This window comes from Acinetobacter sp. Brlt_5 (genome assembly GCF_051949055.1).
Taxonomy (GTDB): Bacteria; Pseudomonadota; Gammaproteobacteria; order Pseudomonadales; family Moraxellaceae; genus Acinetobacter; species Acinetobacter indicus.
Window position 1 is genome coordinate 31,250 of record NZ_JAYJLP010000006.1, and the last position, 26,087, is coordinate 57,336.

At 49.6% G+C, this 26,087-nt stretch carries 25 protein-coding genes; 14 read left to right on the forward strand and 11 right to left on the reverse strand.

Annotated elements, in window-relative coordinates:
• Positions 1-114: 114 nt before the first annotated feature.
• The 5 genes from nrdR (at position 115) to VF685_RS05605 (ending at position 4,316) form a co-directional block, all read left to right on the forward strand.
• Entirely contained in the window at positions 115-573 is a 459-nt protein-coding gene (gene nrdR, locus VF685_RS05585; RefSeq protein ID WP_005181550.1) for a transcriptional regulator NrdR, read from the forward strand.
• Positions 574-596: 23 nt separating this feature from the next.
• Complete coding sequence (gene ribD / locus VF685_RS05590) at positions 597-1,685, forward strand: bifunctional diaminohydroxyphosphoribosylaminopyrimidine deaminase/5-amino-6-(5-phosphoribosylamino)uracil reductase RibD (RefSeq protein ID WP_075167832.1); 1,089 nt, start codon at positions 597-599, stop codon at positions 1,683-1,685.
• A complete protein-coding gene (locus VF685_RS05595) occupies positions 1,682-2,971 on the forward strand; it encodes a DNA adenine methylase (protein ID WP_005181555.1) in 1,290 nt (429 codons plus the stop codon). Before ribD ends, VF685_RS05595 begins: the two co-directional genes overlap by 4 nt.
• A gap of 27 nt (positions 2,972-2,998) precedes the next feature.
• The gene (locus VF685_RS05600) at positions 2,999-3,658 is read left to right on the forward strand and encodes a riboflavin synthase (protein ID WP_005181557.1); all 660 of its coding nucleotides are present in this window, start codon (positions 2,999-3,001) and stop codon (positions 3,656-3,658) included.
• Positions 3,659-3,770: 112 nt separating this feature from the next.
• A complete protein-coding gene (locus VF685_RS05605) occupies positions 3,771-4,316 on the forward strand; it encodes a VTT domain-containing protein (protein WP_127801554.1) in 546 nt (181 codons plus the stop codon).
• 81 nt (positions 4,317-4,397) lie between these two features.
• On the opposite strand, the gene VF685_RS05610 is transcribed toward VF685_RS05605, so the two are convergent.
• The 4 genes from VF685_RS05610 to VF685_RS05625 form a co-directional block, all read right to left on the reverse strand.
• Complete coding sequence (locus tag VF685_RS05610) at positions 4,398-4,616, reverse strand: hypothetical protein (RefSeq protein WP_005181560.1); 219 nt, start codon at positions 4,614-4,616, stop codon at positions 4,398-4,400.
• Between the two features lie 208 nt (positions 4,617-4,824).
• Positions 4,825-5,445, reverse strand: a complete 621-nt coding sequence (gene blhA, locus VF685_RS05615; RefSeq protein ID WP_127801555.1) for a cell division protein BlhA — start codon at positions 5,443-5,445, stop codon at positions 4,825-4,827.
• 23 nt (positions 5,446-5,468) lie between these two features.
• On the reverse strand, positions 5,469-5,876 hold the full coding sequence (locus VF685_RS05620) for a DNA polymerase III subunit chi (protein WP_005181563.1): 408 nt from the start codon (positions 5,874-5,876) through the stop codon (positions 5,469-5,471).
• Positions 5,869-7,317: a leucyl aminopeptidase gene (locus tag VF685_RS05625; RefSeq protein WP_152342161.1), complete on the reverse strand. Its 1,449-nt coding sequence runs from the start codon at positions 7,315-7,317 to the stop codon at positions 5,869-5,871. Before VF685_RS05625 ends, VF685_RS05620 begins: the two co-directional genes overlap by 8 nt.
• A 158-nt stretch (positions 7,318-7,475) precedes the next feature.
• Here VF685_RS05625 and lptF point away from each other — a divergent pair, with 158 nt between their 5' ends.
• The 4 genes from lptF (at position 7,476) to VF685_RS05645 (ending at position 12,507) form a co-directional block, all read left to right on the forward strand.
• Entirely contained in the window at positions 7,476-8,576 is a 1,101-nt protein-coding gene (lptF, locus tag VF685_RS05630) for an LPS export ABC transporter permease LptF (RefSeq protein ID WP_005181567.1), read from the forward strand.
• Between the two features lies 1 nt (position 8,577).
• Positions 8,578-9,648, forward strand: a complete 1,071-nt coding sequence (gene lptG / locus VF685_RS05635; RefSeq protein ID WP_005181568.1) for an LPS export ABC transporter permease LptG — start codon at positions 8,578-8,580, stop codon at positions 9,646-9,648.
• A gap of 118 nt (positions 9,649-9,766) precedes the next feature.
• Positions 9,767-11,314 (forward strand): 2,3-bisphosphoglycerate-independent phosphoglycerate mutase, encoded by a 1,548-nt coding sequence (gpmI, locus tag VF685_RS05640; RefSeq protein ID WP_005181570.1) that lies wholly within the window; start codon positions 9,767-9,769, stop codon positions 11,312-11,314.
• A 23-nt stretch (positions 11,315-11,337) separates the two neighbouring features.
• Positions 11,338-12,507 carry a S41 family peptidase gene (locus tag VF685_RS05645; RefSeq protein ID WP_104489941.1) on the forward strand — a complete coding sequence of 390 codons (1,170 nt, stop codon included), beginning with the start codon at positions 11,338-11,340 and terminating at the stop codon, positions 12,505-12,507.
• Between the two features lie 18 nt (positions 12,508-12,525).
• On the opposite strand, the gene VF685_RS05650 is transcribed toward VF685_RS05645, so the two are convergent.
• The 3 genes from VF685_RS05650 to gacA all read right to left on the reverse strand — a co-directional run bounded on the left by VF685_RS05650 (position 12,526) and on the right by gacA (position 16,171).
• The gene (locus tag VF685_RS05650) at positions 12,526-13,881 is read right to left on the reverse strand and encodes a sigma-54-dependent transcriptional regulator (protein ID WP_042119426.1); all 1,356 of its coding nucleotides are present in this window, start codon (positions 13,879-13,881) and stop codon (positions 12,526-12,528) included.
• A gap of 71 nt (positions 13,882-13,952) precedes the next feature.
• Positions 13,953-15,521 (reverse strand): sensor histidine kinase, encoded by a 1,569-nt coding sequence (locus VF685_RS05655; RefSeq protein WP_286385190.1) that lies wholly within the window; start codon positions 15,519-15,521, stop codon positions 13,953-13,955.
• A gap of 14 nt (positions 15,522-15,535) precedes the next feature.
• Entirely contained in the window at positions 15,536-16,171 is a 636-nt protein-coding gene (gacA, locus tag VF685_RS05660) for a response regulator transcription factor GacA (RefSeq protein WP_005181577.1), read from the reverse strand.
• Positions 16,172-16,388: 217 nt separating this feature from the next.
• Between gacA and VF685_RS05665 the strand changes: the two genes are divergently transcribed.
• Positions 16,389-17,471 (forward strand): serine hydrolase, encoded by a 1,083-nt coding sequence (locus tag VF685_RS05665; protein WP_127799456.1) that lies wholly within the window; start codon positions 16,389-16,391, stop codon positions 17,469-17,471.
• 92 nt (positions 17,472-17,563) lie between these two features.
• Here VF685_RS05665 and thrC read toward each other — a convergent pair whose 3' ends face one another.
• The 4 genes from thrC to xerD form a co-directional block, all read right to left on the reverse strand.
• Positions 17,564-18,709 carry a threonine synthase gene (thrC, locus tag VF685_RS05670; RefSeq protein WP_005181581.1) on the reverse strand — a complete coding sequence of 382 codons (1,146 nt, stop codon included), beginning with the start codon at positions 18,707-18,709 and terminating at the stop codon, positions 17,564-17,566.
• Positions 18,710-18,766: 57 nt separating this feature from the next.
• A complete protein-coding gene (locus tag VF685_RS05675) occupies positions 18,767-20,071 on the reverse strand; it encodes a homoserine dehydrogenase (RefSeq protein ID WP_016659702.1) in 1,305 nt (434 codons plus the stop codon).
• Positions 20,072-20,193: 122 nt separating this feature from the next.
• On the reverse strand, positions 20,194-21,006 hold the full coding sequence (locus VF685_RS05680) for a DsbC family protein (RefSeq protein ID WP_127801562.1): 813 nt from the start codon (positions 21,004-21,006) through the stop codon (positions 20,194-20,196).
• A gap of 97 nt (positions 21,007-21,103) precedes the next feature.
• Entirely contained in the window at positions 21,104-22,021 is a 918-nt protein-coding gene (xerD, locus tag VF685_RS05685) for a site-specific tyrosine recombinase XerD (RefSeq protein WP_005181586.1), read from the reverse strand.
• Between the two features lie 168 nt (positions 22,022-22,189).
• On the opposite strand from xerD, the gene VF685_RS05690 reads away from it, so the two are divergent.
• From VF685_RS05690 to murD, 4 genes are all read left to right on the forward strand, one after another.
• Positions 22,190-22,450, forward strand: a complete 261-nt coding sequence (locus VF685_RS05690; RefSeq protein ID WP_005181588.1) for a FeoA family protein — start codon at positions 22,190-22,192, stop codon at positions 22,448-22,450.
• Positions 22,447-24,300: a ferrous iron transporter B gene (gene feoB, locus VF685_RS05695; RefSeq protein ID WP_104487721.1), complete on the forward strand. Its 1,854-nt coding sequence runs from the start codon at positions 22,447-22,449 to the stop codon at positions 24,298-24,300. The genes VF685_RS05690 and feoB overlap by 4 nt, the downstream gene beginning before the upstream one ends.
• 25 nt (positions 24,301-24,325) lie before the next feature.
• On the forward strand, positions 24,326-24,574 hold the full coding sequence (locus VF685_RS05700; RefSeq protein ID WP_016659699.1) for a DUF6587 family protein: 249 nt from the start codon (positions 24,326-24,328) through the stop codon (positions 24,572-24,574).
• Positions 24,575-24,728: 154 nt separating this feature from the next.
• The gene (gene murD, locus VF685_RS05705) at positions 24,729-26,081 is read left to right on the forward strand and encodes a UDP-N-acetylmuramoyl-L-alanine--D-glutamate ligase (RefSeq protein ID WP_127801563.1); all 1,353 of its coding nucleotides are present in this window, start codon (positions 24,729-24,731) and stop codon (positions 26,079-26,081) included.
• The last annotated feature ends 6 nt before the right edge of the window (positions 26,082-26,087 follow it).

Genomic DNA, 26,087 nt, shown 5'->3' on the forward strand with positions numbered 1-26,087 from the left:
TGTGTAAAACAGCCCAAAAGGGCTGTTTTTTTTCTATATATTGCGTAAAACTCTACAAAATCCTGTTTTTTTGCTACACTCTCAAATCAACTGGATTTGTTCAATTAAACCACTATGCATTGTCCATTTTGCAACGCCGCAGACAGTAAAGTGATTGATTCACGGCTGGCAGCTGAAGGCTGTCAAATTCGCCGACGTCGTGAATGTATTAGCTGTGGTGAACGTTTTACCACCTTTGAAAGTTATGAAGTGGTGATGCCACGCGTCATTAAATCGGACGGTAAAAATGAGCCCTTTGATGAAGCCAAACTGCGCCGTTCATTAATGCATGCCTTGCAAAAACGTCCCGTGACTCAGGAACAGATTGAAACGGTACTCAGTGATATCCAGCTGCAAATCCGCCGTCTGGGCGAACGTGATGTTAAATCACGCACCATCGGGGAAATTGTCATGCAGTCTTTATTCTCGCTGGATCATGTGGCCTATGTGCGTTTTGCTTCGGTGTATCAGGACTTTCAGGATGTGGAAGCCTTCCGCCGTCAAATTGAACAAATGCAGCAACGTGAATACTAAGCTCAACGCGCAAGAGTGGTGACATGTCCGAGTTAACTCAAGACCAAATCTGGATGCAGCGTGCCATTGAACTGGCACGACTCGGACAGTACTCGACCAAACCGAATCCGAATGTGGGCTGTGTGCTGGTTAAAGACGGACAGCTGGTGGGTGAGGGCTATCATCCGCGTGCCGGACAGCCACATGCCGAAGTATTTGCCTTACGTGATGCCGGCGATGCCGCCCGCGGTGCAACCGCTTACGTGACTCTGGAACCTTGTGCGCATTATGGACGTACCCCGCCTTGTGCCAAAGGTCTGGTCGAAGCCGGTGTGGCCAGAGTGGTAGTGGCCTGTCCTGATCCGAATCCGCTGGTGGCTGGTAAAGGCGTGCAGATTCTGCGCGATGCCGGAATTCAGGTGGAGGTAGGCGTGCTGGAACAGCAGGCGCATCAGCTGAATCTGGGCTTTTTAAAAGCCATGGCCACGGGTCAGCCTTATGTCCGCTTAAAAGTGGCGTCAAGTCTGGATGGCCGTACTGCCATGGCCTCCGGTGAATCGAAATGGATTACCGGCAATCCGGCCCGTCTGGATGTGCAGCACTGGCGCGCAATTTCAGCAGTGGTGATTACCGGGATTGAAACCGTACTGGCCGATGACTGTCAGCTCAATGTCCGCCAGCTGGCGATACATCAGGACATCAGCAGCATTGCCCAGCCGAAACGGCTGGTGCTGGACCGTCAGGGACGCTTACCCTTAACCGCCAAACTGCTCGAGCAGCCGGACAGTGTGATGGTGATGGGTCCGTATCGGGCCGAGCTGGAAGCGCTGGGCGTGATCCAGCTCGAGGTTCAGCCTTTGGATCAATTACTTCGAACTTTGGTGCAGCAGTATCAGCTGTATGATGTGCTGATTGAAGCCGGTGCAACATTATCGACCGCCTTTTTACAGCAGCAATTGGTCGACGAAGTGATCAGTTATGTGGCTCCGACCCTGTTAGGCCGGTCTGCACGTGCCATGTTTCAGGCAGAATTTGAGCGTATGGCACAACAACTTCGATTTAAACTTTGCGACGTCACTCAATTCGGTGATGATGTGCGCTTAAGGTTAACCCCTTCTCAAGAGACGTTATGAATTCAGAGTCTACGGTTTATCACAAACGTCGTCACGCCGCACGTACGACAGATGAATATCTTTTCCATCAGCTGGTTCCTTATCTGGGGAATAAACGTCGTCTGTTACATCTGATTCTGGAAGCGCTGGAGCAGACTGGCACCCTGAACAAAGGCGGCCGCGCCCCGATCTTCGCTGACTTTTTCGCCGGTTCAGGCGTGGTTTCGCGCTTGGCCCGTCAAAATGGCTATCGGGTAATTGCCAATGACTGGGAACCGTATAGCCATGCGCTGAATCATGCGATTTTGGCCTGTGTAGAAGCGCCGGCATTTAAAGAGCTGGGCGGTTATCAGAAAGCAATTGATTATTTAAACCGTTTGCCGGAAGTCAAAGGCTGGGTCACGCATAACCTGTGCCCACGCAATGATGAAATTTATGATCCGACCCGTGACCGTTTATTCTTTAAACGCCGTAACGGAATGCGTATTGATGCCATCCGCCAGCAGATTGCCACCTGGCAGGCGCAAGGCGCGATTGATGATGTCGAGATGAGCGCGCTGCTGGCGCCTTTGCTGTATTCGGCCAGTTTTGTCAGCAACACCTCCGGGGTCTTTAAAAGTTTCCATCATGGCTGGGGCGGTAAAACCCAGACTGCACTGGAACGGATTGAGTCTTTACTGTGGTTAACCCCAAGCCGCTTCTGTGAAATTGGTGATCCGAAACGTCCGGCTGCCGAAATGTGGTGTGTTGATGCCCAGCATCTGGCCAACCAGATGAGCGGTTTTGAAGTGGATGTGGCGTATTTAGATCCGCCGTATAACCAGCATGCCTATAGCAGCAACTATCATGTGTTAAATGCCTTAACCTTGTGGGATCAGGTCGATTTACCAACCCCGGATACCAAAGGCTTTAAGAGCGGCATTGACCGTGCCTGGCGCAAAGAGCGTCCGAGTCCGTATAACTCGTCCAAGCACGCCAAAGAAGCGTATGAGAAACTGTTAGAGACCATTAATGCACGGTATATCCTGACCAGTTACTCCACCGATGGCAATATCAGTGCAGTGGATTTGTTGCAGGCCAATTTAAAACGTGGCCGGGTCAGCCTGTTAACCCAGGATGTACCGCGTTACCGGGTCAGCAAGCAGCGTCAGTCTGAACGCGCACGGGTACTGGAATTTATTGTGATTACCGATACCCACGCCAAATCTGGCCCGCCAATCCGGCAGTTGCTGGGGCAGTTGCATCACTTTGCCGAGCTGGGCGGGGTTGATACCAGCGGTGTCAGCACCCAACTGGCCTTGTGGTAAGCACTAGAGACAATAAGAGAAAAGACTATGTTTACAGGAATTATTGAAAGCGTGGGCAAAGTGGACAGCCTGCAAAGTGTCGGTGGTGATGTCCGCCTGCGTATTCAGACCGATCTGGATATGTCCGATGTCCATCTGGGGGATTCGATTGCCACCAACGGCATCTGCCTGACCGTGATTGAGTGGGGCGATAACTGGTACGCGGCCGATGTGTCACGAGAAAGTTTAAACCGGACTACCTTGGGTAACTGGAAAGTTGGCCAGCCAGTGAATGTGGAAAAAGCCATGTTGCCGACCACCCGTTTTGGCGGACATATTGTCAGTGGCCATGTCGATGCCGTGGGTGAAATTACTTTGGTGCGTGAAGATGCGCGTTCTTTATATTTTGAAGTCACTGCACCGGCTGAAATTGCCAAATATCTGGCCGAAAAAGGTTCGGTGACGGTAGATGGCATTAGTCTGACCATTAACCATTTGCGTGGTAGTGTGATCAGCTTGAACCTGATTCCGCATACCGCAGAGCGTACCAATATTGGTACCTGGAAAACGGGCAGCAAAGTCAATCTGGAAGTGGATGTTTTGGCGCGTTATATCGAGCGTTTACTGCTGGGCGAAAAAGCCGCAGAAACCACGGCACAATCGAAAATCAGCATGGACTTTCTGGCCGAAAATGGCTTCTTAAAATAAGTCCTGACGCTGCTGTACAGAGCAGTCTGATTGAAAAAATTAGACTGTTTTTTTATTTTTAGCGATAATTCAGGCTGCGCGAAACAGAGTAACTTACGTTGGTTAAGTGTAGATGATTGATTTTTTGCTAAATTTTGAACAGTGGCTACCTGTGTTGCTCAACAACTATGGGGGCTGGATTTATGCAATTTTATTTTTGATTATCTTTGCGGAAACCGGTTCAGTGTTTATGTTTTTCCTGCCGGGAGACAGCCTGCTGATTGCCATTGGCGCCTTATGTTCAACCACTGACGTGGTGCATTTACACTATATGGCGATTTTACTGTGCCTGGCCTCTATTCTTGGCTATAGCGTGAATTACTATACCGGCAAGGTCTTGGGGCTGAAGTTTTTTAACGACCATTCGCGCTATTTCAAACCGGAATATATCGTCAAAACCAACCGCTATTTTATGAAGCATGGCGGTAAAACCATTCTTATTGCGCGGTTTATTCCTTTTGTCCGTTCTTTCGCGCCGTTTGCCGCCGGTTCCGGACATATGCCCATCGCCAGCTTTATGGCCTATAACATTGCCGGTGGCATCATCTGGATTGTGTCTTTATTGGCCATCGGTTACGGGCTGGGCAATATCCTGTCGTGGCTGGGTCATATTTTTTAATAGCAACAGTGCAGAGAAACCGCATGCACAAAAAAGCCCACGCGGGGTGGACTTTTATCTTGCGGGGAGAAATTCCGAACCTTAGTGCTTGATCACTGTGACGGAAGTGCCACCTAAACGTGGACTGGCTTCGGCGACCGGTGCCAAAGAAAATGTACCCTTTTCAGCTTCTTTGGTCAGGTAAATATAAAGCGACTGGAAATCTGCACGGCTGATTAATAAATCCTGAGCAGTAATATGCCATTGTTCACCACTATGCAGATGGTCAATTTTGCTCGATATTTGTGTCAAGATACCCATTTTAAACCCTAATTATAAAAATAATTTTTACTTTAAAAGGCAGCAGTACTGCTATTCAAAGTATGACTATCTTGTGACAAAAATATTTCACTTTCATGACATTTGGCGAGAAATTCTGCCCCACAGCCCGATTTATCCTTCAGATGGGCCGGTTTAAATCTGCATTTACTGACACCGTGCCGGGTTTTTCACGCCAGAAGGCCGACATTTAGGTCTCTTTGGAAAATTGGGAATGTTTTAAAATATATTCAATTTCTTCCTGGGCAGCGGCCTGTAACTGGCTGCGGAACTGTTGTACTGCTTCTTCAATCCGGGTTTCGGCTTCCAGTTCCAGACGTAATCGGACACTGTCGAGTTCCGACAGAAGCTGCTCGTCGGTTATACCTACGCCTTTGGCAAAATTGAAACTGCCATTTTCCGGATTTTTTTGATAACGTGCAGTGTAATCCAGAATCTCCTGGTCCAGCTGGGTGCGTAAACTGGCCAGAGTTTCGGTCTGTGCAGCAAACTGCTGCAGTTCATCCTGATACAGAGCCTGCGCATACGCGGCCTGATCGGCGCGTTGTTGGGCCAGACGTTGCTCCAGCATCTGCTGGCGGCGAATACGCGCTTCTTCAATTAACTGGATTTTCAGTTCGGCATAGGCCTGATCAATTTTCTGAAAGGACTGTTGCTGTTGCTGCTGATCGTACTCTACCCAGCGTTTTAGGTCGCTGTCCGGTTGCAGTACCTCACTAATCCGATGCAGGTCATCAATAAAGGTCTGACGCACAGCTTCAGGCGCAGTTAACCAGCGCTGTTTAAAATCTGGACCAACATTTAATGCCACGCTGCATCTCCTTTGGGGTGGTTCTATAATTTGTGGGTTTGCGGCTCAATGCCTAAACGACGATATTGTTTATATTTTTCCCGGCCAAGCTGTTTGGCGGTTTCATGATTTTCAATGATTTCGATAATGTGACTAAATTTGGCGAACTGTTCAAGAGCCTGTTCGTTAAAATTAAACACAATCCAATCATTTTCAGTTGGCAACTGCGCTGAAATACAGACCTGTGCCGTAGGCTCATCAATACCATGCGGAATAAAACTGCCGGCATCAAAGCTCCACAGCCGTTCATCCAGCGCCCGTTGCAATGCCGGGTCTGCGCTATACAGCCAGATGCGCTGTGGTTCACGCAGGATTTTCCGGCATAAACGGCAAGTGCTGTCCACTTGCCGTTCAGGACTTTTTTCAAACAGATAAAAGCTGACTTTAGCCATGCTGCTCTGCACGGTTGGCCAGGAATTGCATCAGTAGCGGTACCGGACGGCCTGTTGCACCTTTATGGGTTCCTGAATTCCAGGCAGTGCCGGCAATATCCAGATGCGCCCAGCGATAGTCACGAGTAAAGCGTTGCAGGAAGCAGGCTGCAGTCACAGAACCGGCTTTTGGACCACCAATATTGCCAATATCGGCAAAAGGTGAATCTAATTGTTCCTGATAGTCATCAATCACCGGCATACGCCATACGCGGTCAAAACTCTGCTGGCCGGCCTGGGTCAGTTCCTGTGCCAGTTCATCATCTGGTGTGAACAGACCGGTTAACACCGAACCGAGCGCAATCACACAGGCACCGGTTAAGGTCGCCACGTCAATGACCAGTGCCGGGTTAAAACGCTGGATATAGGTCAGGGCATCACACAGCACCAGACGGCCTTCGGCATCGGTGTTCAGGATTTCGACAGTCTGACCGCTCATGGTGGTGACAATATCGCCCGGACGGGTGGCTTTGCCCGATGGCATATTTTCCGCTGCGGCAATGGCTGCCACCACATGAATCGGCAAGCGTGATTCACACAGCGCACGTACGGTCCCCAAGACTGAGGCTGCACCGCACATATCGAATTTCATTTCGTCCATGCCAGCACCCGGTTTCAGGGAAATACCGCCGGTATCAAAGGTAATACCCTTACCGACCAGTACAATAGGTGCCTGCTCAAGATTGGCCTTGTATTCCAGGGTAATCATGCGGCCCGGACGCTCGGAACCCTTGCTGACCGCAAGGAACGCACCCATGCCCAGGTCAGCCATATGCTGTTCATTCAGCACGGTTACTTTGAGTAAATCCGGGAATTCTTCTGCCAGTGCCAGTGCCTGATCAGCCAGATATTCCGGGAAGCAGATGTTCCCCGGACGGTTGCCTAAATCGCGGGCAAAATTCTGACCAGTATGTACCGCTTCAATAAATTTCAGCTGATGGGCAGTTAACGGGCTTTGTGTGGCAATCAATTGAATCTGCTCTAATACAAATTCATTTTTTTTGGTTTTAAATTCATCAAAACCGTAGGCGGCCTGGGTCAGGCTCAAGGCAAAAATATAATGCAGTTCTTGTGGCAGGACTGATAGATCTACCGCAATACTGCTAAATTTCTTCTGTGCAGTTTTTACAATGGTTTGCGCCAGTTTGGCCAGTTTAGCCGGCTGTAATTCGCTGCTTGAACCCAGGCCAAGCAGCTGGCTGAATGCCGGCAAGCTGTCCTGTGCTGTCAGGCTTAAGCTTTCATTAAAGCCAGATTTAAATTGTACGGCCTGGGTGATGCTATCTAAATTTTTGATTTTATAGCGATCTGCGGTTGTACGAAGGGTATCGGCATCGACCAGAATAAATAAAGCAGCTGCGGTGACATTGTCTTGGTATGTCGGATGAATCGTCAGTTTCATATGCGTTATATAGGCCTTTTAAAATTTTAAAACCATTAAACCATTGAAACATTTTCATGAATAGAGTTTCAATGTGAAACAACAGTATAGGTTTTATATTTTCAACATTCGGGTAAACTATCGCTAGTTTTATTCCCTCGTTTTCTGGAAGCATTAATTTGATTATTCGGCGTTATCTGGTCAAGCAAGTTGTGTCGACATCCTTGGTTGTGATTGCCTTATTGACCTTGATCATGATGGGTGGCCGGCTGATCAAGTATTTTGGCGTCGCCGCGCAGGGGCGTCTGGATGCGGGGATTCTGTTTAGCATTATTGGCTACCGTCTGCCGGAATTTTTAACCCTGATTTTGCCACTGGGCTTTTTTATTGGCCTGATGCTGGTGTTTGGCCGGCTTTATGTCGATCATGAAATGGCAGTGTTAAATGGCAGCGGTGTCAGTCGTAACCAACTGGCACGTTTATTAGTCCCGATGACGGTGGTATTTCTGGCGGTGCAGGCCATGCTGATGGTTTGGGCAGCACCGTGGGGGATTCGCCAGTTTGAAGAATTGACCACCAATCAGGCGGTCCGTACCGGTTTCGATCTGGTGCGGCCAAAAGAGTTTATTTCTTCGGGGCCATATACCATTTATGCCGGCGACCTGTCAGAAGACCGGCGTAATCTGAAAGATATTTTCTTCTACCAGCGTGCTGACCGTCCGGGCAAACCGGATATCATGATTCTGGCCAAAGAGGCGACCCGGATTGAACTGTCCAATGATCCGGCCAATGTGGTCGATCTGGTCGAAGGGCGCCGTTATGAAATTTATCCGGATCGTCCGCAGTATTCTCAGGCTGAATTTGCCAGCTATCGTTTGCGTCTGGAAAGTGATCAGGAAGCCAAATTCCAGAGCACCGAAGTGGAAGCCCTGCCAATCGGGCAATTGTGGGATAACCGTCAGGACCCGGTGGTGGCCAGTGAGCTGGGCTGGCGCATCTTCGTACCGTTTTCAATTCTGGTGGCGCTGCTGCTGGCGGTGGCTTTATCAGAAGTCAGTCCGCGTCAGGGACGTTATTTAAAACTGTTTCCGGCCCTGCTGATTTTTGCCAGCCTGATTGTGGCGCTAATGGCGGTCAAAACCCGGATCAGTAAAGAAGAAATGGGTATCTGGGCCTATCCGCTGGTGCTGATGGTCTATGCCATTGCGGCGGCGCTGTTCTCGCGTAAACAGAAACTGGCACCCAAAATCAAGAAACAGATTCAGCGAGTGAGGTCTTAATATGTTCGCACGTCGTATAGTGGCCAAGCATGTGACCAAAACGACCGCACTGGCGATGTTGGGGGCAACCGCGGTGTTGTCCGGCTTACAGGTATTATTTACCTATCTGGGTGAACTCGGTTCCCTAAAAGAAGGCTATGGCGCGCTGGATGCCTTATGGCATGTGCTCTGGGGTGCGCCCGGTTATCTGTATGAAATTCTCCCGATTGCCGCATTAATTGGCGCGGTGCTGGGCCTGGGCACGCTGGCTTCAAACAGTGAGTTGATTGTGATGCGTGCCGCTGGTATCAGCCTGTGGCGGATTGTCGGCTGGGTGGTGCGTTCGGCGCTTATTCTGGTGGTGCTGTCTTTTGCCTTAAGTGAATGGGTGATTCCCTATACCAACGAGCGCGCAGAAAGCGTCAAGAAACATCGCAGCGTGGCTGAACTCGGTGAAGTCAAAGGCTACTGGACCCGCGAAGGGCAGCGCTTTATTTATATTGACTATGCCAACTCGCAGGGCACACTGAAGAATATTCAGGTCATCGACTTCGATGATAACTTCCGCTTACGCGGTACCTTAAATGCCGAACAGGGCCAGTTTGTCGAAGATGGCGCCTGGTCACTGCAAAACAGCCGCCAAATGGACATTCTGCCAGAGGGCAATGCTATTGCTGATCAGCAGGCCACGCAGCCTTTATCGCTGGCTTTGCAACCGAAATATGTACACATGGTCACCATCGACCCGGAAGATTTATCACCCAGCCAGCTGGTCAGCTTCATGAGCTATATGCATGAGTACAGTCAGGTGCCGAAAAGCTATCAGTTGGCTTTCTGGCAAAAAGTTGGTTCTCCATTTGCCCTGATTGCGCTGGTGCTGATTGCCTGTTCCTTTATTTTTGGACCGCTGCGCCAGCAGTCGATGGGTTTCCGTCTGGTGATTGCCTTGTTTGTCGGCCTGGGCTTTTTCTATTTACAGGATTTCCTCGGTTATGCCAGCCTGATTTATGCGCCATCTCCAGCCTGGTTTGTGTTTATCCCGATTATTCTGATGTTTGTGGTGGGTGGTTATCTGCTGCAACGCGCCCGATAAGCCGGCAATTGAACAAAACGATAGTGTGGCGCGGTTGAAACCATCAGCCGTGCATGGTGTCCGAACTGAAAATTCGGTAAGATATGCGATTAATTTGTAGACTAAAAGAGTGTGAACTATGACGGATGCAACTGCAGGCAAAATCCCTCACGTACTGGTCATTATGGATGGTATTGGGCATCGTGAAGCTGTTGAGGACAATGCGTTCCTGGCGGCACAACGTCCAAATTTGACCGCTATGCAGGAAAAGCATCCGCATGGGTTGATTTCAGGTTCAGGTGAAGATGTGGGCCTGCCAGATGGTCAGATGGGTAACTCCGAAGTGGGCCATATGAACCTGGGTGCCGGCCGTGTGCTATATCAGGACTTTACCCGCATTACCAAAGATATCCGTACCGGTGCTTTCTTTGAACATGAAGTGCTGGTCGATGCAGTCGAGAAAGCCAAAGCTGCGGGCGGTGCCGTGCACTTAATGGGCCTGCTGTCGGAAGGTGGCGTGCACTCACATGAAGACCATATTGTGGCAATGGCGGAGCTGGCGCTGAAACGTGGTGCAACTGTTTATTTACACGCATTTCTGGATGGCCGTGATACTCCGCCAAAAAGTGCGCAGCCCTCTTTGCAAAAACTGGATGCCCTGTTTGCCCAATATCCAGGCCAAGGCCGGATTGCCAGCATGATCGGCCGTTATTTTGCCATGGACCGCGACAATCGTTGGGATCGTGTAGAACAGGCTTATCGTCTGTTAACAGAAGGTGAAGCAGTCCGTACTGCAGCAACCGCCGTAGCTGGTCTGGACGCAGCTTATGCAGCCGATGAAAGCGATGAATTTGTTAAAGCTACCCGTATTGGTGAGGTTGCGGCAATTCAGGATGGCGACAGCGTGGTGTTCATGAACTTCCGTGCAGACCGTGCCCGTGAACTGACCAAAGCCTTTGTGGAAACCGACTTTGCCGGTTTTGAGCGTAAAGTGGTGCCGCAGCTGGCCAAGTTTGTGATGCTGACCCGTTACCAGGCCACCATTGATGCACCTGTGGCTTATATGCCAGAAGCATTAAAAAACTCGCTCGGTGAATACCTGTCAGACCTGGGTAAAACCCAGCTGCGTATTGCCGAAACCGAAAAATATGCACACGTGACCTTCTTCTTTAGTGGCGGCCGTGAAGATGAATATCCGGGCGAAAAGCGCATTCTGATTCCATCACCAAATGTAGCAACTTATGATCTCAAGCCAGAAATGAGCGCGTATGAAGTGACAGATGAGCTGGTGGCAGCGATCAATTCAGGTGAATATGACTTGTTGGTGGTCAACTATGCCAATGGCGATATGGTGGGTCATACCGGTGTGTTTGATGCAGCGGTGAAAGCGGTAGAAGCAGTGGATACCTGTCTGGGCCGTGTGTATGAAGCTGTAATGGCCAAGCAGGGTCATATGCTGATTACTGCTGATCATGGTAATGTCGAGCAGATGCAGGACTATGACAGTGGTCAGGTTCATACCCAGCATACCACCGAGCTGGTGCCGTTTATTTATGCTGGCCCGACCCAGGCGGTGATTGCAGAAGGTGGTGTTCTGGCCGATGTAGCACCGACTTTATTAAGTCTGATGCAACTGCCAATTCCTGCAGAAATGCAAGGGCGTAATTTAATTACCCTGACTCCATAAACTGCCAACAGATAGGTGAAAGGATGGTTCCACACTGGAAACGCATGCTTGTTGCAACAACATTGATGATGTGTGTGAACCTGCCTGTCTGGGCGGCAGAAGATCAAGATCCGCTGGCACTAGAAGAAACCACTGAGCAGGACTATGTGGAAGTGCCGGTCGAATCGATCCAGCAGTTTGTCAAAATTTATGGGCTGGTCAAAGCCAATTATGTCACGGAAAAAAGTGACGAAGCTTTGTTTGCTCAAGCCATTCAAGGTCTGGTTTCCGGACTGGACCAGTATTCGCGTTATCTGAATGCCGAAGATTACCGTGCCTTGGTGCAATATACCGAAGGCGATCTGGCCTCGGTCGATTTTAATTTACGTTACGATGCCCAGCAGCATCAATGGCAGATTCATAATTTAAGACCCGATGCCGACTCGGCCAAACAAGGCCTGCGTAATGGTATTTCGGTTTTTAAAATCGACAATCAGGAACTGCAAAAGCTCAATCAGGATCAGGTCAATGCCTTGTTGATGGGCGCGGTTGGCTCTAATATCACCTTGCAACTGACCGCAAGCGCGCAGCCGATTCGTCTGGTACGCAACAGAAAAGTCGAAACCGATATTCAGGCGCAGATGCTGAGTAATCAGGTGTTACTGATTAAAGTCAAAGTCTTCCAGCAAGATACTGCCAATGAAATCAAGGAACTGATCGAGCAGTACAGTACACCGCGGTTAAAGGCAGTGCTGTTTGATCTGCGCAATAATCCGGGTGGTTTACTGTCCTCGGCGGTTGAATCAGCCGATCTGTTCTTGAATCAGGGCGTAATTGTTTCTACCAAAAGCCGCGCTGAAGGCGACCAGCAATTTCAGGCTTTACCGAGTTTTGAATCTCAGAACCTGAAAGTCGGTGTGCTGATTAACCAGCGTTCGGCCTCGGCTGCAGAAGTGTTTACTGCCGCCTTAAAAGATCATGGCCGTGCCTGGGTGATTGGTGAAAAAAGTTATGGCAAAGGGGTGGTGCAGAAGCTGTTTCCGCTGTCAGATGGCACCGCCTTACAAATGACAGTTTCCCACTATTACACCCCGCAAGGCAAAATGATTGAAGGGGTCGGGATTGAACCGAACCAGCGTTATGCACTGCAACAGGATATGAAAGAAGACAATTATCTGGACCATGTTGCAGAGCTGCTGTTAAGTCATAAATAGGCGCAGGGTTAGCGCGCCTTATTCATCGGTATCCAGTCCGAATTTCTTCAGCCGATAACGCAGGGAACGAAACGACATCCCCAGTTTTTTCGCAGCCAAAGTCCGGTTCCAATGGGTCAGATTCAGCGCATTCAGCAAAATCTCTTTTTCGATTTTCTCCAGAAACAGCTCCAGTCCTTCTTCCGGCAGTTTACGCGGAGCAGCGGGCAGGGCATCGGCTGTAACCGGTGTTGCAGTGTCGGTTTCTGGCTCGGCCAGTGGCGCCATCTTGCGTAACGGTGCGGTCTGCAGATGCGGCAGATCAATCACATCATCATCACTCAAGGTCATGGCACGTTCAATGATATTGCGCAGCTCACGCACATTACCCGGATAATACTGTTCCAGCAAAAACTGCTGGGCACGTTCCGACAGGGTTTTGCTGTGTATATCCCATTCCTGGGCAATTTTCTGAATAAAATGCTGGGCCAGCAATAAAATATCCTGACCGCGCTCACGCAGTGGCGGCAGCACAATATCCATCACATGAATCCGGAAGAACAGATCCTGACGGAACCGGCCTTGCTGGACTAATGCTTCCAGGTCCTGATGGCTGGCGCTGATAATCCGGAAATCAACATCAATTTCCGTATCGGAACCGACCGGACGAATCCGTTTTTCCTGCACCGCGCGCAGCAGTTTCACCTGCATATTGAGCGGCAGTTCGGCAATTTCATCCAGGAACAGGCTACCGCCGTGTGCTGACTGGATCAGGCCCTGTTTGTCCTGCGCTGCACCGGTAAAGCTGCCTTTTTTATGGCCGAAGAATTCGCTTTCCATCAAATCGCCCGGAATGGCACCACAGTTGATGGCAATAAAAGGCCCGTCACTGCGGTTGCTGAGGCGATGCACCAGATTGGCCACCACTTCTTTCCCGGTGCCTGATTCACCGCTAATAAACACCGGTGCCTGCGAGCGGGCAATTTTTTTCAGGGTGGTGCGTAGTTGCTGAATTGGCAGAGATTGCCCGATCAGCATCCGCTGTTCCAGCTGGTCCGCTTCCTGGCTATGTGCTTTAAACAGCGGCTGATTCAGTGCTTTTTCCAGCAATTGTTCGAGGTGTTTCTGGTTAATCGGTTTGCTGACAAAATCAAAGGCCCCGGCTTTGAGCGCGGCAATGGCAATTTCCATATTGCCATAGGCCGTCAGCACCGCAACCGGCAGCTGCGGAAAATGCTGGGCAATCAGCTCGACCAGTTGCAGGCCATTTCCATCAGGCAAATTCAGATCGGTGATGCAAGCATCATAGTGATGACTGGACAGCAACTGCCGTGCCTGCTCCAGCCGGTGTGCCACGTGTGTTTGAATCCCCATGCGCGCCAATGTCATTTGCATGAGCGTGCATAAATCTTCCTCGTCATCGACGAAGAGAACGAGTGGTTGTTCCACTAAACTTCCCCAAAAAACTATTTATTTACGTCAACAGGTGAGCATTCAATCCTGAAACATGCTCCTTGTTTTTGTTCTACATAGCGCAGCTTGGCCCGATTGGCCTCGCAGAAACTATGTGATAAGTATAATCCTAAACCAGTTCCGCTAATTTCGGTACTAAAAAATGGTTGAAACAGGTAGCGAATATCATGTGAAGCCACGCCGCTGCCATAATCTTTGACATCCATATAGACCGTGTCCTGCTGGCGATAAAGTTGCAGTTCAATCGGATGATCCGGCGCATTGTGGCGCTGGGCATTACGGATCAGGTTAATCAGCACCTGACGCAGCTGGGATTCATCAAACAGAATCTGCAGAGGTTCGGGCTGGCTGACCTGAATCTGGCTGGCCAGATCGGCCAGATCATCCTGGATCAGCTGCGGAATAAAACGCGCCAGATCAATCTGCACCGGTGTGGTTTCCTTATTTTTCACCATGCTCAGGGTGTCATCAATGATCTTGTCAATGCGCTGCGACTGCTTGTCAATCATCTGGCTCAGCATCTGCTGCTGATCGGGGGCGCTGCCGGCCAGCAAGCGATTGGCCTGGACAATGGCCGCCAGCGGATTACGGATTTCATGGGCAATACTGGCCGAAAGCTGGCCCAGTGCTGCCAGTTTCAGTTGCTGCACACGCTGGTTGATTTGCCGTGCATCCTGCAGCACCAGCAAGGTTAAGGTCTGCTGCGGCACCACCAGCTTTTGTACCTGAATCTGGATCAGGAAATGACTGAGCTGCGATTCAAACTGGAATTTTTCGCCGTTAGAGAGCTGGTCAAACTGCAATAATTGAAACAGGTCGGGCTGTACTTTATACAGTGGATATTTGTCGAAAGCATACAGCGGATTAATACCCAGCAAATGGCAGGCGGCCGGATTACTGACCATAATATGGCAGTTTTCATCCAGCACCAGATAGCCCATATCGGTCTGTTCCAGAATATAGCGGTTAATATTCTTTAGCCGGTTCAGTTCCAGTGATTGGGAAAAGTTCAGGTGCTCCAGAATCTGGAAACGGCGGACGGCAATCTGGCCAAAACGGTAAATAATAAAAAACAGGAACGAGAGCAGGGCACTTTGCCCGATGCGATCCAGAGAGGAAAAATCCAGTAATGTGCCAACAAAATGCTGATAGGTGACACAAATCATTGCCACCAGGGTAATGAACAGCGCCTTGCTTTTTTCCAGCAATAACGTCGCGGCGAAAATCGCAATCACAAACAGCAGGCTTAAATGCAGGCTCGGTCCATCCAGCGCAAAGGTCAGGCTGCTGAGCACCAGTACATCAACACTGAAAATCAGCGTGAGTTGTAGCGGAATCCTGTGCCGGACATAGCGAAAATACAGCAGCTGGGCACAGCTAAAAATAAAATACAGCACCAGACTGGCGGCATACAGCCGTGGATGCTGATAATCATGATTGAGAGTTTGAGTGGTGAGTAAATAAATCAGCAGCAAACAGAAGGCAATTATCAGCCGATACGCCCCGTACCATAGCCCGAGATGGTACTGGTTCAGTTCAGCTTGCGTACGGCGGATATTCATGAGGCTTAAACCGCTTAAGGTTTAATTAATCCGTAGCGAATGGCCAGATGGGTCAGTTTGACATCACTGTCGATATTCAGTTTTTCAAAAATACGGTAGCGATAGGTGTTTACGGTTTTCACGCTGACGAACAGCTTGTCAGCAATTTCCTGCGCGCTAATACAGTTCACCACCATCATTGCCACCTGCATTTCACGTTCCGACAGGCTGTCGAACGGTGATTGCTGGGTGTCTGACAGGTAGGAACTGGCCAGTTGCTCGGCAATATCGGCACTAAAATATTTACCGCCCTGCATGACTTTTTTAATGGCACGCACCATTTCCGAGACAGGTGCACCTTTGGTGATATAGCCTTTGGCACCGGCTTTGAGTAATAAAGAAGGATAGGGTTCTTCGGCCAGACCACTGACCGCCAATACCTTGGTTTCCGGGGCAGTCTGTAATAAACGGCGCGTGGTTTCCACCCCGCCAATGCCCGGCATGTTCACGTCAAGCAGGACCACATTGGGATGATGCTGGCGCACCAGATTAATGGCTTCTTCCCCAGATTCAGCTTGTCCAATGACCTGAACATCGGTGTGGTCTTCGAGCATACGGCAGATGCCGGTACGAACCAATTCATGATCATCTACCACTAAAACTGTGATCACCTAGACTCTCCCTCTCACTAAAATCATCTTTTTTGTTACATATAGCAAAATTAGCTTGCAATCAACCGACAAAATTGGCCATCCTATTCTTAACCTAAAGTGAAAAATTCTGCACAATGTCGGAGGCTAAAATTGGTTCCGTGCTGTGTTGTAAATGTAAGGCATATTTGAGGTAATACGCAAATGTATCTTACCTCCCTGAGTTGAGTAAGCAATAGTGAAAAATTCTAAGAAGTTATTAATGCATGTGCTGGGAGCATCGGTTCTGCTCGGCATGAGTTCAGTCAGTACTGCTGAAATCGTCATGAACCCTTCCTCGGGGAGTAACGCCCAGGCAACGCTAAGCTGGTCATCTGAAGAGGCCAATCAGCTGCTGAATGGCGATGTGATGACCACCGCCACGACTTCTGTGACCGAGCAGGTGGTGGAACCATCACCACAAGGCTCAACCAAAATTACCACCACGGTCCGCAGTTCCAGTACACCGGCGCCCGCCAGCACGGTTAGCAGAACCAGCCCGATTCTGGATACCGCATCCTATAGCAACCAGCCCACTGTGAATGCACGTGCCGCACTGGTGATGGATGCCAATACTGGTGAAGTGCTGTACAGTAAAAATACCAATACCGCGTTGCCGATTGCTTCAATTACCAAAGTCATGACTGCGGTAGTGACGGCAGATGCGCGTTTAAATATGTCCGAGCAAATTACCTTGCAGCAGATTGATTTTGCCGGTGCCGCAGGCAAGAACTCGAGTTCGACCCTGCGCGTGGGCGACAAGATGAACCGTGCTGAAGCCTTATTATTTGCCTTAATGAAATCAGAAAACCCGGCCGCAGCAGCACTGGCGCGTACCTATCCAGGTGGACGCAGTGCATTTGTAGCCGCAATGAACAACAAAGCGCGTGAACTGGGTATGCATTCGACCCGCTTTACCGAATCGACCGGTTTGGACCCGCGCAATGTATCATCGGCACGTGATTTAGGCATTCTGGTCAGTACCGCCTCTCAGTATGGTCTGATCCGCCAGTTTTCGACCACACCAAGCTATGACTTTAACCTGGGCTATCGGGTGCTGAAATCGAACAATACCAATTCGCTGGTGCGTAATGGCGGCTGGAATATCAACCTGTCCAAAACCGGCTTTATTAATGAAGCAGGGCGTTGTCTGGTGATGCACACCACTTTAAATTCACGTCCGGCGGTGGTGATTATTTTAGGGGCCAGCAATACCCAGGCGCGTAATAACGATGCCACTCGTTTAATGTCCTGGACCAGCCAGTTACCAAAACGGATTTAAGCTGAATTGTTCTGTACGAAATCGTGCAGAACTTAAAACCTCAGCCATAAAAAAATCCCTGCATGAGCAGGGATTTTTGTTTCAAACCGGAATTATTGATCCATGTTTGAAAGGATAGAATCACGAACCTGATCCATGGTAGCGTCAATCGACAGCATCACCGCATCCTGGCACTGTTTCATTGCAGTGTCTGGGTCTTTCAGACCGTTACCAGTAACAGTACATACAATTACTGAACCTTCTGCAATTTTACCGGCTTTAATGTCACGCATCGCGCCGCCAATGGATGCTGCAGATGCAGGCTCAACAAATACGCCTTCGTACATGGACAGCATGCGCTGAGCTTCCAGAATTTCCGCATCGGTCAGTTCATCGAACCAGCCTTGTGAATCACGAACTACAGCTTTAGCATGGTTCCAGCTTTGCGGGTTACCAATACGGATTGCAGTGGCTACAGTTTCCGGGTTTTCAACTGGCGCACCACGTAAGAATGGCGCAGCGCCAGAGGCTTGATAACCGACCATAACTGGTAAACCTTCCGGTTTTGGACCAGTAAAGGCATCCGTTGCCGCATCATACACCACTTGTTCAAACTGGTCTGCAGGCTGGTTAGCCACAGCTTCGGTATAACCCATCCAGTGTGCAGTAATATTGCCCGCGTTACCAACTGGCAGGCAGTGGTAGTCTGGGGCACGGCCGAGTTCATCCACGATTTCGTAGGCAATGGTCTTTTGACCTTGCAGACGGTACGGGTTGATCGAGTTTACGATGGTTACCGGAGCCTGATCGGCCACTTCTTTCACCAGACGCATACCATCGTCAAAGTTACCGCGAATCTGCATGGTGATGGCACCGTACATCATGGCCTGTGCCATTTTACCCATGGCAATTTTGCCTTCAGGAATCAAGACAAACGCTTTGATACCAGCACGCGCTGCATAGGCTGCTGCCGCTGCAGAAGTGTTACCGGTGGAGGCACAGATAATGGCTTTTGAACCTTCTTCAACCGCTTTGGTTACGGCCATGGTCATACCACGGTCTTTAAATGAACCTGTCGGGTTTAAGCCTTCATACTTCACATAAATTTCAACGTTCTTGCCAATAATACGTGGAATGTTCTCAAGCTTGATTAGCGGGGTATTCCCTTCACCGAGAGAGATTGCACGTGTAGTTGCAGACACTGGTAAACGGTCACGATAACGGTCAACTAAACCAGTATAACGATTGGCATTCGACATGATGATGTTCCAATTGTGTGTAGAGCTTGGCAAGGGGAAATATTCCCCTTGACCCGATTAATTATCAAGCGATTCTAAACGAATTCGTACAATTTCGCCATGAATCACAGGCAAAGCTTGAATTTGTTGTAACGCTTCATCCATTTTTGATTCCTGAACTGGGTCAGTTAGAATCACGATAGGAATAAGGTCTTTTAAGCGAGATTGCTGCATGATGGCATCAATACTGATACCGGCACGGCTTAAAATAGTGGTGACATCGGCCAGTACACCGGTCTGGTCTTCGGCATTAATGCGAATATAGTAACCCGTGGTCATCTGTTCACGGCTTAAAATTGGCAAGTCGGTTAAGGCTTCGAAGGCCAGTTGCGGAATTGTTCCTGCACCGTCTTCGGTATAGGAGATGTCACGGACAATATCGACCACGTCAGCAACCACTGCTGAAGCGGTTGGGCCTGCACCGGCACCGGCGCCATAATACAGGGTTGGACCGACTGCATTGGCCTGCACCAGCACCGCATTTTTCACGCCATTTACATTGGCAATCAGTTCTTCTTCAGGAATTAAGGTTGGATGCACACGCAATTCAATACCGGCATCGGTACGGCGTGCAATCCCTAAATGCTTGATGCGGAAACCTAAATCTTCGGCATATTTGACATCTTGCGCGGTAATTTTGCTAATGCCTTCGGTATACACCTTGTCAAATTGCAGCGGAATACCAAATGCACATGAGGCTAAGATAGTCAGCTTGTGTGCTGCATCAATACCTTCAACGTCGAAGGTTGGATCGGCTTCGGCATAACCCAGTTCTTGCGCTTCTTTCAGCACATCGGCAAAGGCACGGCCTTTTTCACGCATTTCGCTTAAGATGAAGTTACCGGTACCGTTAATGATACCCGCCAGCCATTCAATCTTGTTCGCGGCCAGACCTTCACGAATCACCTTGATGATTGGAATACCACCGGCCACCGCAGCTTCATAAGCGATCTGAACGGCATGATCATCCGCGGCTTTAAACAGTTCGTTGCCGTGTTCAGCCAGCAAGGCTTTGTTCGCGGTGACAATATGTTTGCCGTGTTTCATCGCTTCCATAATGACTTCATATGCAGGATGAATCCCACCCATGACTTCAACCACGACATCTACATCCGGTTGACGCACGATATCCAGCAGGTCCGAGCTTTGTTTGACCGTTTCTGGCAGGTTCAGGTCTGGACGCGGACGACGGGTGCCGACATAGGTAATTTCAATTTCACGACCGGTGCGACGTTTAATCTCAGCAGCATTTTCTTTTAATAGTTTAAGGGCACCACCACCCACAGTACCAAGACCGAGGATTGCCAGACGAACTGGTTTCACGTCACACTCCATATTTAATCAATTTTAAGCGAGCTTAGATCATAGCTAAAAAAAGCTGAAGACTCTAGCGTAGAAATCACTTTCTCTTGATCTATAAAAAACAGTAATTTAACCCATTAAAATTAGTTATTTAAACGCTTCAGCAATTCGCTTGGCGACAGATAACCACCAAGGTAAACCCCGTCTGCACTATAGATTGCCGGGGTACCGTTCACCCCAATATTCAGACCCAGCTGATAGTGTTCACGTACTGGCGTTTTGCAGCTGGCGGCAGGCAGTTCAGCACCGGCAATGGCCTGATCAAAGGCCGCATGGCGGTCTTGGCTACACCAGACGCTTTCCATGGCCGGAATAAACTGTTCGCCACGTGGCCAGGCAATATAGCGTACTTCAATGCCTTTGCTGTTCAGCTCATCCATATGTTCATGCAGCTTGTGGCAGTATGGACAGCTGACATCGGTAAACACATAAATGATGTGTTTGGTTTCACCCTTGGCTTTATAGATCAGCAGGTCCTGCTCTTTCAGGCTGGCAAAAATCTGTTTATTGGTGCCGGCTTGCAGGCTCTCACCGACGTTATGTAGCTGTTTGTCGCCTAAACGGATCACATCACCCTGGAAAATGTATTTGCCATCGCTGGTGGCATAGACCGCAGACATGCCTTCCAGGCTGACCCAGTATAGATTCGGGACTTCCGTGGTTTTAACTTCCGTGATTTTGGCCTGAATGCCAGCAGTTTTAAAATGCTGTTCCAGGGTTTTGACCAGACGCTGCTGGGCATTACGTTCAGAAAGGGTAGAGGCTTCCCCGGTTGCCGGTGCACTGGCCGTAAGCGTGGTTTGTTTTTTCTCATCATTATTGCTCGAGCATGCCGTCAGGCCCAGGCCTGCAGCAAGTGTCATGGCCATTACAATTTTCGCGCGGGTAAATGTCATTGCTAACCCTTTTCTTATCGATATAAAAACAAGGAGGCTAGCATAACAAAAAAAAATGACCGATCGAAAACTTCTTGGTCGTATTTCGGCAGTGCGGTTAAGCGCGAGGATGATGGGTCGCGTGCAGCTGCTGCATGCGAATCTGCGCGACATGGGTATAAATTTGTGTGGTCGACAGGTCGCTATGCCCCAGCAGCATTTGCACCACGCGCAGGTCCGCGCCATGATTGAGCAGATGCGTGGCAAAGGCATGGCGTAAGGTATGCGGCGATAATTCGGCCTGAATCCCGGCCTGTAGTGCATAGCGTTTAATCGCATACCAGAAGTTCTGCCGGCTCATGATGCCGCCATGCTGGGTCAGAAATAAATAATCGGTGCTGGTTTTATATAGCTGCGGCCGTGCCTCTTGCAGATAGTGTTCTACCCATTCACAGGCGACCTGGCCTAAAGGCACCAGACGTTCTTTATTGCCTTTGCCGACAATGCGCAAATAACCCTGTTTCAGGTTAATCAGCTCCAGACGTAAATTCAGCAATTCAGACACCCGTAACCCACAGGCATACAGCACTTCAAACATGGCCCGGTCACGCAGGCCCAGCGCTGTATTGACATCCGGTGCCTGAATTAGCGCTTCAACATCGGCTTCGGACAGATCTTTGGGCAAGGCCCGGCCCAGTTTTGGGGTTTTATGTGCGGCGACCGGATTGTCGGCGCGCAGTTTCTGTTCACGCAGAAATTTATAAAAAGCCCTTAAGGCCGATAGGCAGCGGGCAATCGAACGTGGGCTTTTTTGCTGTTTGGTCAATTCAATCAGGACATCGGAAATATCATCATGACTCCAGTCCAGCATCGAACTGGGCACGCAGGCACTGCATAACATTAAGTCGGACAGATAGGCATTGCGGGTATGTGGACTGACGGTTTGTGCTACTAGATGATCGCGAAAGCCCTGCAAATAGCTTAAATGTTCCGGAATGGTGACAGGTGCAGGAATGCGGGGCTTTTTATTGAGCATGTGGATCACTTTAATTTAAGAATTCGATCAAGATCATTGGAATTCTCCAATGTAGAGTAATTTTTCCGGGCTGTCGATGTGATATAAGAACGGAAACGTAATCAATCCTTATTTGTTAATTATTCTCATTTGTTTGTATACTATTTAAAAGAGCTTAGGAATTTCACAGTGCGTTTATCAGAGTTAAAGGTAAAGCAGACGGCCATTATCCGCCAGATTATCCGGCAGGATGAGGGGGGCGAGTCACACAATGACTTGGTGGCCAGCCGTCTGGAAACATTGGGGTTTGTGCCGGGCACGCGCGTTCAGGTCATTACCAAAGGTGTTTTTGGCGGGGACCCGATTCTGATTCAGGTCGGTTTTACCCGTTTTGCCTTACGCAAAAATGAAGCAGAGAAAATTGAAATTGAAGATGGAGTCACTACATGAGTGATGCTTTACGTATTGCCCTTGTAGGGAATCCTAACTGCGGTAAAACCTCATTATTCAACCATTTAACCGGTACACGCCAGAAAGTTGCCAACTATGCCGGCGTAACGGTCGAACGTAAAGTCGGTCATTTTAATTTACCTTCAGGCAAGCCGGTACGGGTGCTGGATTTACCTGGCACTTATAGCTTGAATGCTGCCAGCCCGGACGAAGCCATTACCCGTGATGTGGTACAGGGCAAACTGGCAGAAGAAGGCCAGCAGGATGCTTTCCTGTGTGTGGTTGATGCCACCAATCTGAAGCTGCATCTGGGTCTGGTACTGGAAATGATTGAACTGGGGCGTCCAATGTTGCTGGTGCTGAACATGATGGACGAAGCGCGTCGTCGTGGCATGCAGATCAACACCCAGAAACTGTCTGAGCGTTTGGGTGTGCCGGTGGTAGAAACCGTGGCCGTACGCCGTTCCGGGATTGAAAACCTGATGAATGCGCTGGATCAGGGTAAATATGCGCTGCCACATACCGAATTGACCGGTCTGAAAGGCGATGCCCATCAGAAGGTCGAAACCCTGCTGAATGATGTGGTGCAATACGTCGATCAGGAAGATAAACGTTCCGATTTCCTCGATAAGGTGTTCCTGCATCCGGTGCTGGGTCTGGTCAGTCTGGCGGTCATGATGTTTATCATTTTCCAGGCGGTCTTTGCCTGGGCAGCCCCATTTATGGACGGGATTGAAACCTTCTTTGGCTGGCTGGGTGAAGTAATTGGTGGCAGTATTGCCCATCCTTTACTGAACAGTCTGGTGGTGGACGGGATTATTGCCGGCGCCGGTGGTGTGGTGGTGTTCCTGCCGCAAATTCTGATTCTGTTCTTCTTTATTTTGGTGCTGGAAGAATCCGGTTATTTACCGCGCGCTGCATTCTTGCTGGATAAACTGATGTTTAAAGCCGGTTTAAGTGGCCGTGCCTTTATTCCGTTACTGTCCAGCTTTGCCTGCGCGATTCCGGGGATTATGGCAACGCGCAGTATCAGCGACCCGCGTGACCGTTTAACCACTATTTTTGTGGCACCGCTGATGACCTGTTCCGCGCGTTTACCGGTGTATGCGCTATTAATTGCTGCCTTTATTCCGGAACAAACGGTATGGGGCCTGTTTAACCTGCAGGGTCTGGTGCTGTTTGCGCTGTATATGGCTGGTATTTTAAGTGCGCTGGGCGTGTCTTTTGTATTGAAGTTTTTCCAGAAAGACAAGTCCGATCACATGCTGTTGATGGAACTGCCAAGTTACCGTTTCCCGGATATCAAAAACGTCTGGATTGGTTTACTGGACCGCGCCCGAATCTTCCTGAAACGGGTTGGTGGCATCATCTTTGCCCTGTCGATTCTGCTCTGGTTCCTGTGTACCTTCCCGCAGCCGCCAGAAGGCGCGACCATGCCGGCGATTGATTATACCTTTGCCGGGATGCTGGGCCATATCATGCAGCCAATTTTTGCCCCACTGGGCTTTAACTGGCAGATCTGTATTGCCTTGATTCCAGCAATGGCAGCCCGTGAAGTGGTGGTGGCAGCACTGGGTACCATTTACGCCCTGTCAGGGGATGAAGATGCCATGGCCGATGGTCTGGCCAGCATCATCAGCAGCGGTGGTGACTTGGGCTGGTCATTGGCGACCGGTTTATCGCTACTGGTCTGGTTTATTTATGCGCCGCACTGTCTGGCGACGCTGGCCACGGTACGCCGTGAAACGGCATCGTGGAAAACAGTGGGCTTTATGACCGTGTATCTGTTTGGTCTGGCCTATTTGATGTCATTCCTGACCTATCAGATTGCATCCAACCTATTGGCTTAAGCCGAAACAAAAAAAGGAGACTGAAATGATTGAAGTATTGATTGTGGCGGTATTGGTGATGTGGAGCACGCTGGTGGTCTTCAAAAAGGTATTCCCGAAGACTTCAAATTCAGTCTTTCTGAAGTTGTCGGATGCCTGTACGGCAAAAGGCTGGCACACGCTGGGCAAATGGTTCAGACCGAAAATGGCTGCCGGTTGTGGTGGTGGCTGTGATTGTCCGGTGTCGGAGCAGGCCAGCAAGAAAACTGAAGTACAAGGGGTCAAGTGGAAGTAAGCCCTTGAGTATCAAAAAAGCCGTCATCTCTATGACGGCTTTTTTACGCACTGACACAAAATTTTTTCCAGAAACTGCAAACAGAAAAAGCATTCAAAACCCCAAAGTGCTAACATTTCCGCAGTTTAAAATCCAAATCATTGATGGAGCTCAAATGTTAATACAACGCGGTGGATTAAAAGTTGTGGCAGGTCTTGGCATTTCAGGTGTTGCAGCAGTCAACTTCTTGCATGATCAGGGCTACCGCGTTGCCGTAACAGACTCTCGAGCGACACCCCCCGGTTATGACCAGATTCCGGCCGAGGTTCAGACCAGTTTTGGCCAGTTTGACCAGGAACTGCTGTTGTCTGCTGAAGAAATTATCATCAGTCCGGGGCTTGATCCAAAACTGCCAGAAATTCAGACGGCAATAGCGCAGGGCATTCCGGTGGTCAGTGAAATCCAGATTTTGCGCCGTGCCACTGACAAGCCAATTGTGGCCATTACCGGTTCCAATGCCAAAAGTACTGTAACCACACTAATTGGCCTGATGGCTGCCGATGCTGGCAAGAAGGTCGCGGTTGGGGGTAATCTGGGCCGTCCGGCGCTGGATTTAACCAAAGATGATCCGGAGCTGTATATTCTGGAACTTTCCAGCTTTCAGTTAGAAACCACCTCAAACCTGAATGCTGAAGTGGCGGTGGTGCTGAACATGAGTGAAGACCATCTGGACCGTCATGGTGACATGCTCGGTTATCACACCGCCAAACATCGTATTTTTCAGGGCGTGAAACAGGTGGTATATAACCGTGATGATGCACTGACCCGTCCGCTGGTGCCAGATACCACCCCTATGCAGAGCTTTGGCCTGAACGCACCAGATATCAACCAGTTCGGTATTTTAAAAGAAACAGATGGCACCATTTGGCTGGCGCGTGGCCGTGAACGTCTGCTGAAAAGCAGCGACATGTATATTCAGGGTACGCATAATATTGCCAATGCCTTGGCCTGTCTGGCGCTGGGTGAAGCGATTGGCCTGCCGATGGACAGTATGCTGAACACTTTAAAAAGCTTTAAAGGTCTGGAGCATCGCTGTGAATTCGTCAAAGAGGTCGCAGGCGTGCGTTATTATAATGACTCCAAAGGCACCAATATTGGCGCTACCCTCGCGGCACTAGAAGGTTTGGGTGCAGCAATTCAGCCGCATGGCGGTCAGGTGGCCATTATTTTAGGTGGGCAGGGCAAAGGCCAGGACTTTAAGGCACTGCGTCAGGCGCTCAGTCAATATGCCAAACTGGCAGTGTTGATTGGTGAAGATGCCGCGCTGATTGAAGCGGCGGTACAGGGCACTACCACGCTGCTCCATGCCGACAGTCTGCAACAGGCGGTCACACTGTGCCAGCAGCATACCCAGCCGCAGGATGTCGTGTTATTGTCACCTGCATGTGCAAGTTTTGATATGTTCTCGGGCTATCCGGAACGTGGTCGTCAGTTCGTGACTTATGTCAACGAACTTGGTCAAGAATAATAAGGA

Coding starts and splice junctions, on each gene's coding strand:
- VF685_RS05620 (WP_005181563.1), bottom strand. CDS start 5,876: ATGGCTAAAGTCAGCTTTTATCTGTTTGAAAAAAGTCCTGAACGGCAA.
- xerD (WP_005181586.1), bottom strand. CDS start 22,021: ATGCTCAATAAAAAGCCCCGCATTCCTGCACCTGTCACCATTCCGGAA.
- VF685_RS05650 (WP_042119426.1), bottom strand. CDS start 13,881: ATGCAAATGACATTGGCGCGCATGGGGATTCAAACACACGTGGCACAC.
- VF685_RS05595 (WP_005181555.1), top strand. CDS start 1,682: ATGAATTCAGAGTCTACGGTTTATCACAAACGTCGTCACGCCGCACGT.
- VF685_RS05655 (WP_286385190.1), bottom strand. CDS start 15,521: ATGAATATCCGCCGTACGCAAGCTGAACTGAACCAGTACCATCTCGGG.
- ribD (WP_075167832.1), top strand. CDS start 597: ATGTCCGAGTTAACTCAAGACCAAATCTGGATGCAGCGTGCCATTGAA.
- VF685_RS05605 (WP_127801554.1), top strand. CDS start 3,771: ATGATTGATTTTTTGCTAAATTTTGAACAGTGGCTACCTGTGTTGCTC.
- VF685_RS05700 (WP_016659699.1), top strand. CDS start 24,326: ATGATTGAAGTATTGATTGTGGCGGTATTGGTGATGTGGAGCACGCTG.
- lptG (WP_005181568.1), top strand. CDS start 8,578: ATGTTCGCACGTCGTATAGTGGCCAAGCATGTGACCAAAACGACCGCA.
- nrdR (WP_005181550.1), top strand. CDS start 115: ATGCATTGTCCATTTTGCAACGCCGCAGACAGTAAAGTGATTGATTCA.
- thrC (WP_005181581.1), bottom strand. CDS start 18,709: ATGTCGAATGCCAATCGTTATACTGGTTTAGTTGACCGTTATCGTGAC.
- VF685_RS05610 (WP_005181560.1), bottom strand. CDS start 4,616: ATGGGTATCTTGACACAAATATCGAGCAAAATTGACCATCTGCATAGT.
- murD (WP_127801563.1), top strand. CDS start 24,729: ATGTTAATACAACGCGGTGGATTAAAAGTTGTGGCAGGTCTTGGCATT.
- VF685_RS05645 (WP_104489941.1), top strand. CDS start 11,338: ATGGTTCCACACTGGAAACGCATGCTTGTTGCAACAACATTGATGATG.
- VF685_RS05600 (WP_005181557.1), top strand. CDS start 2,999: ATGTTTACAGGAATTATTGAAAGCGTGGGCAAAGTGGACAGCCTGCAA.
- feoB (WP_104487721.1), top strand. CDS start 22,447: ATGAGTGATGCTTTACGTATTGCCCTTGTAGGGAATCCTAACTGCGGT.
- VF685_RS05680 (WP_127801562.1), bottom strand. CDS start 21,006: ATGACATTTACCCGCGCGAAAATTGTAATGGCCATGACACTTGCTGCA.
- gpmI (WP_005181570.1), top strand. CDS start 9,767: ATGACGGATGCAACTGCAGGCAAAATCCCTCACGTACTGGTCATTATG.
- VF685_RS05625 (WP_152342161.1), bottom strand. CDS start 7,317: ATGAAACTGACGATTCATCCGACATACCAAGACAATGTCACCGCAGCT.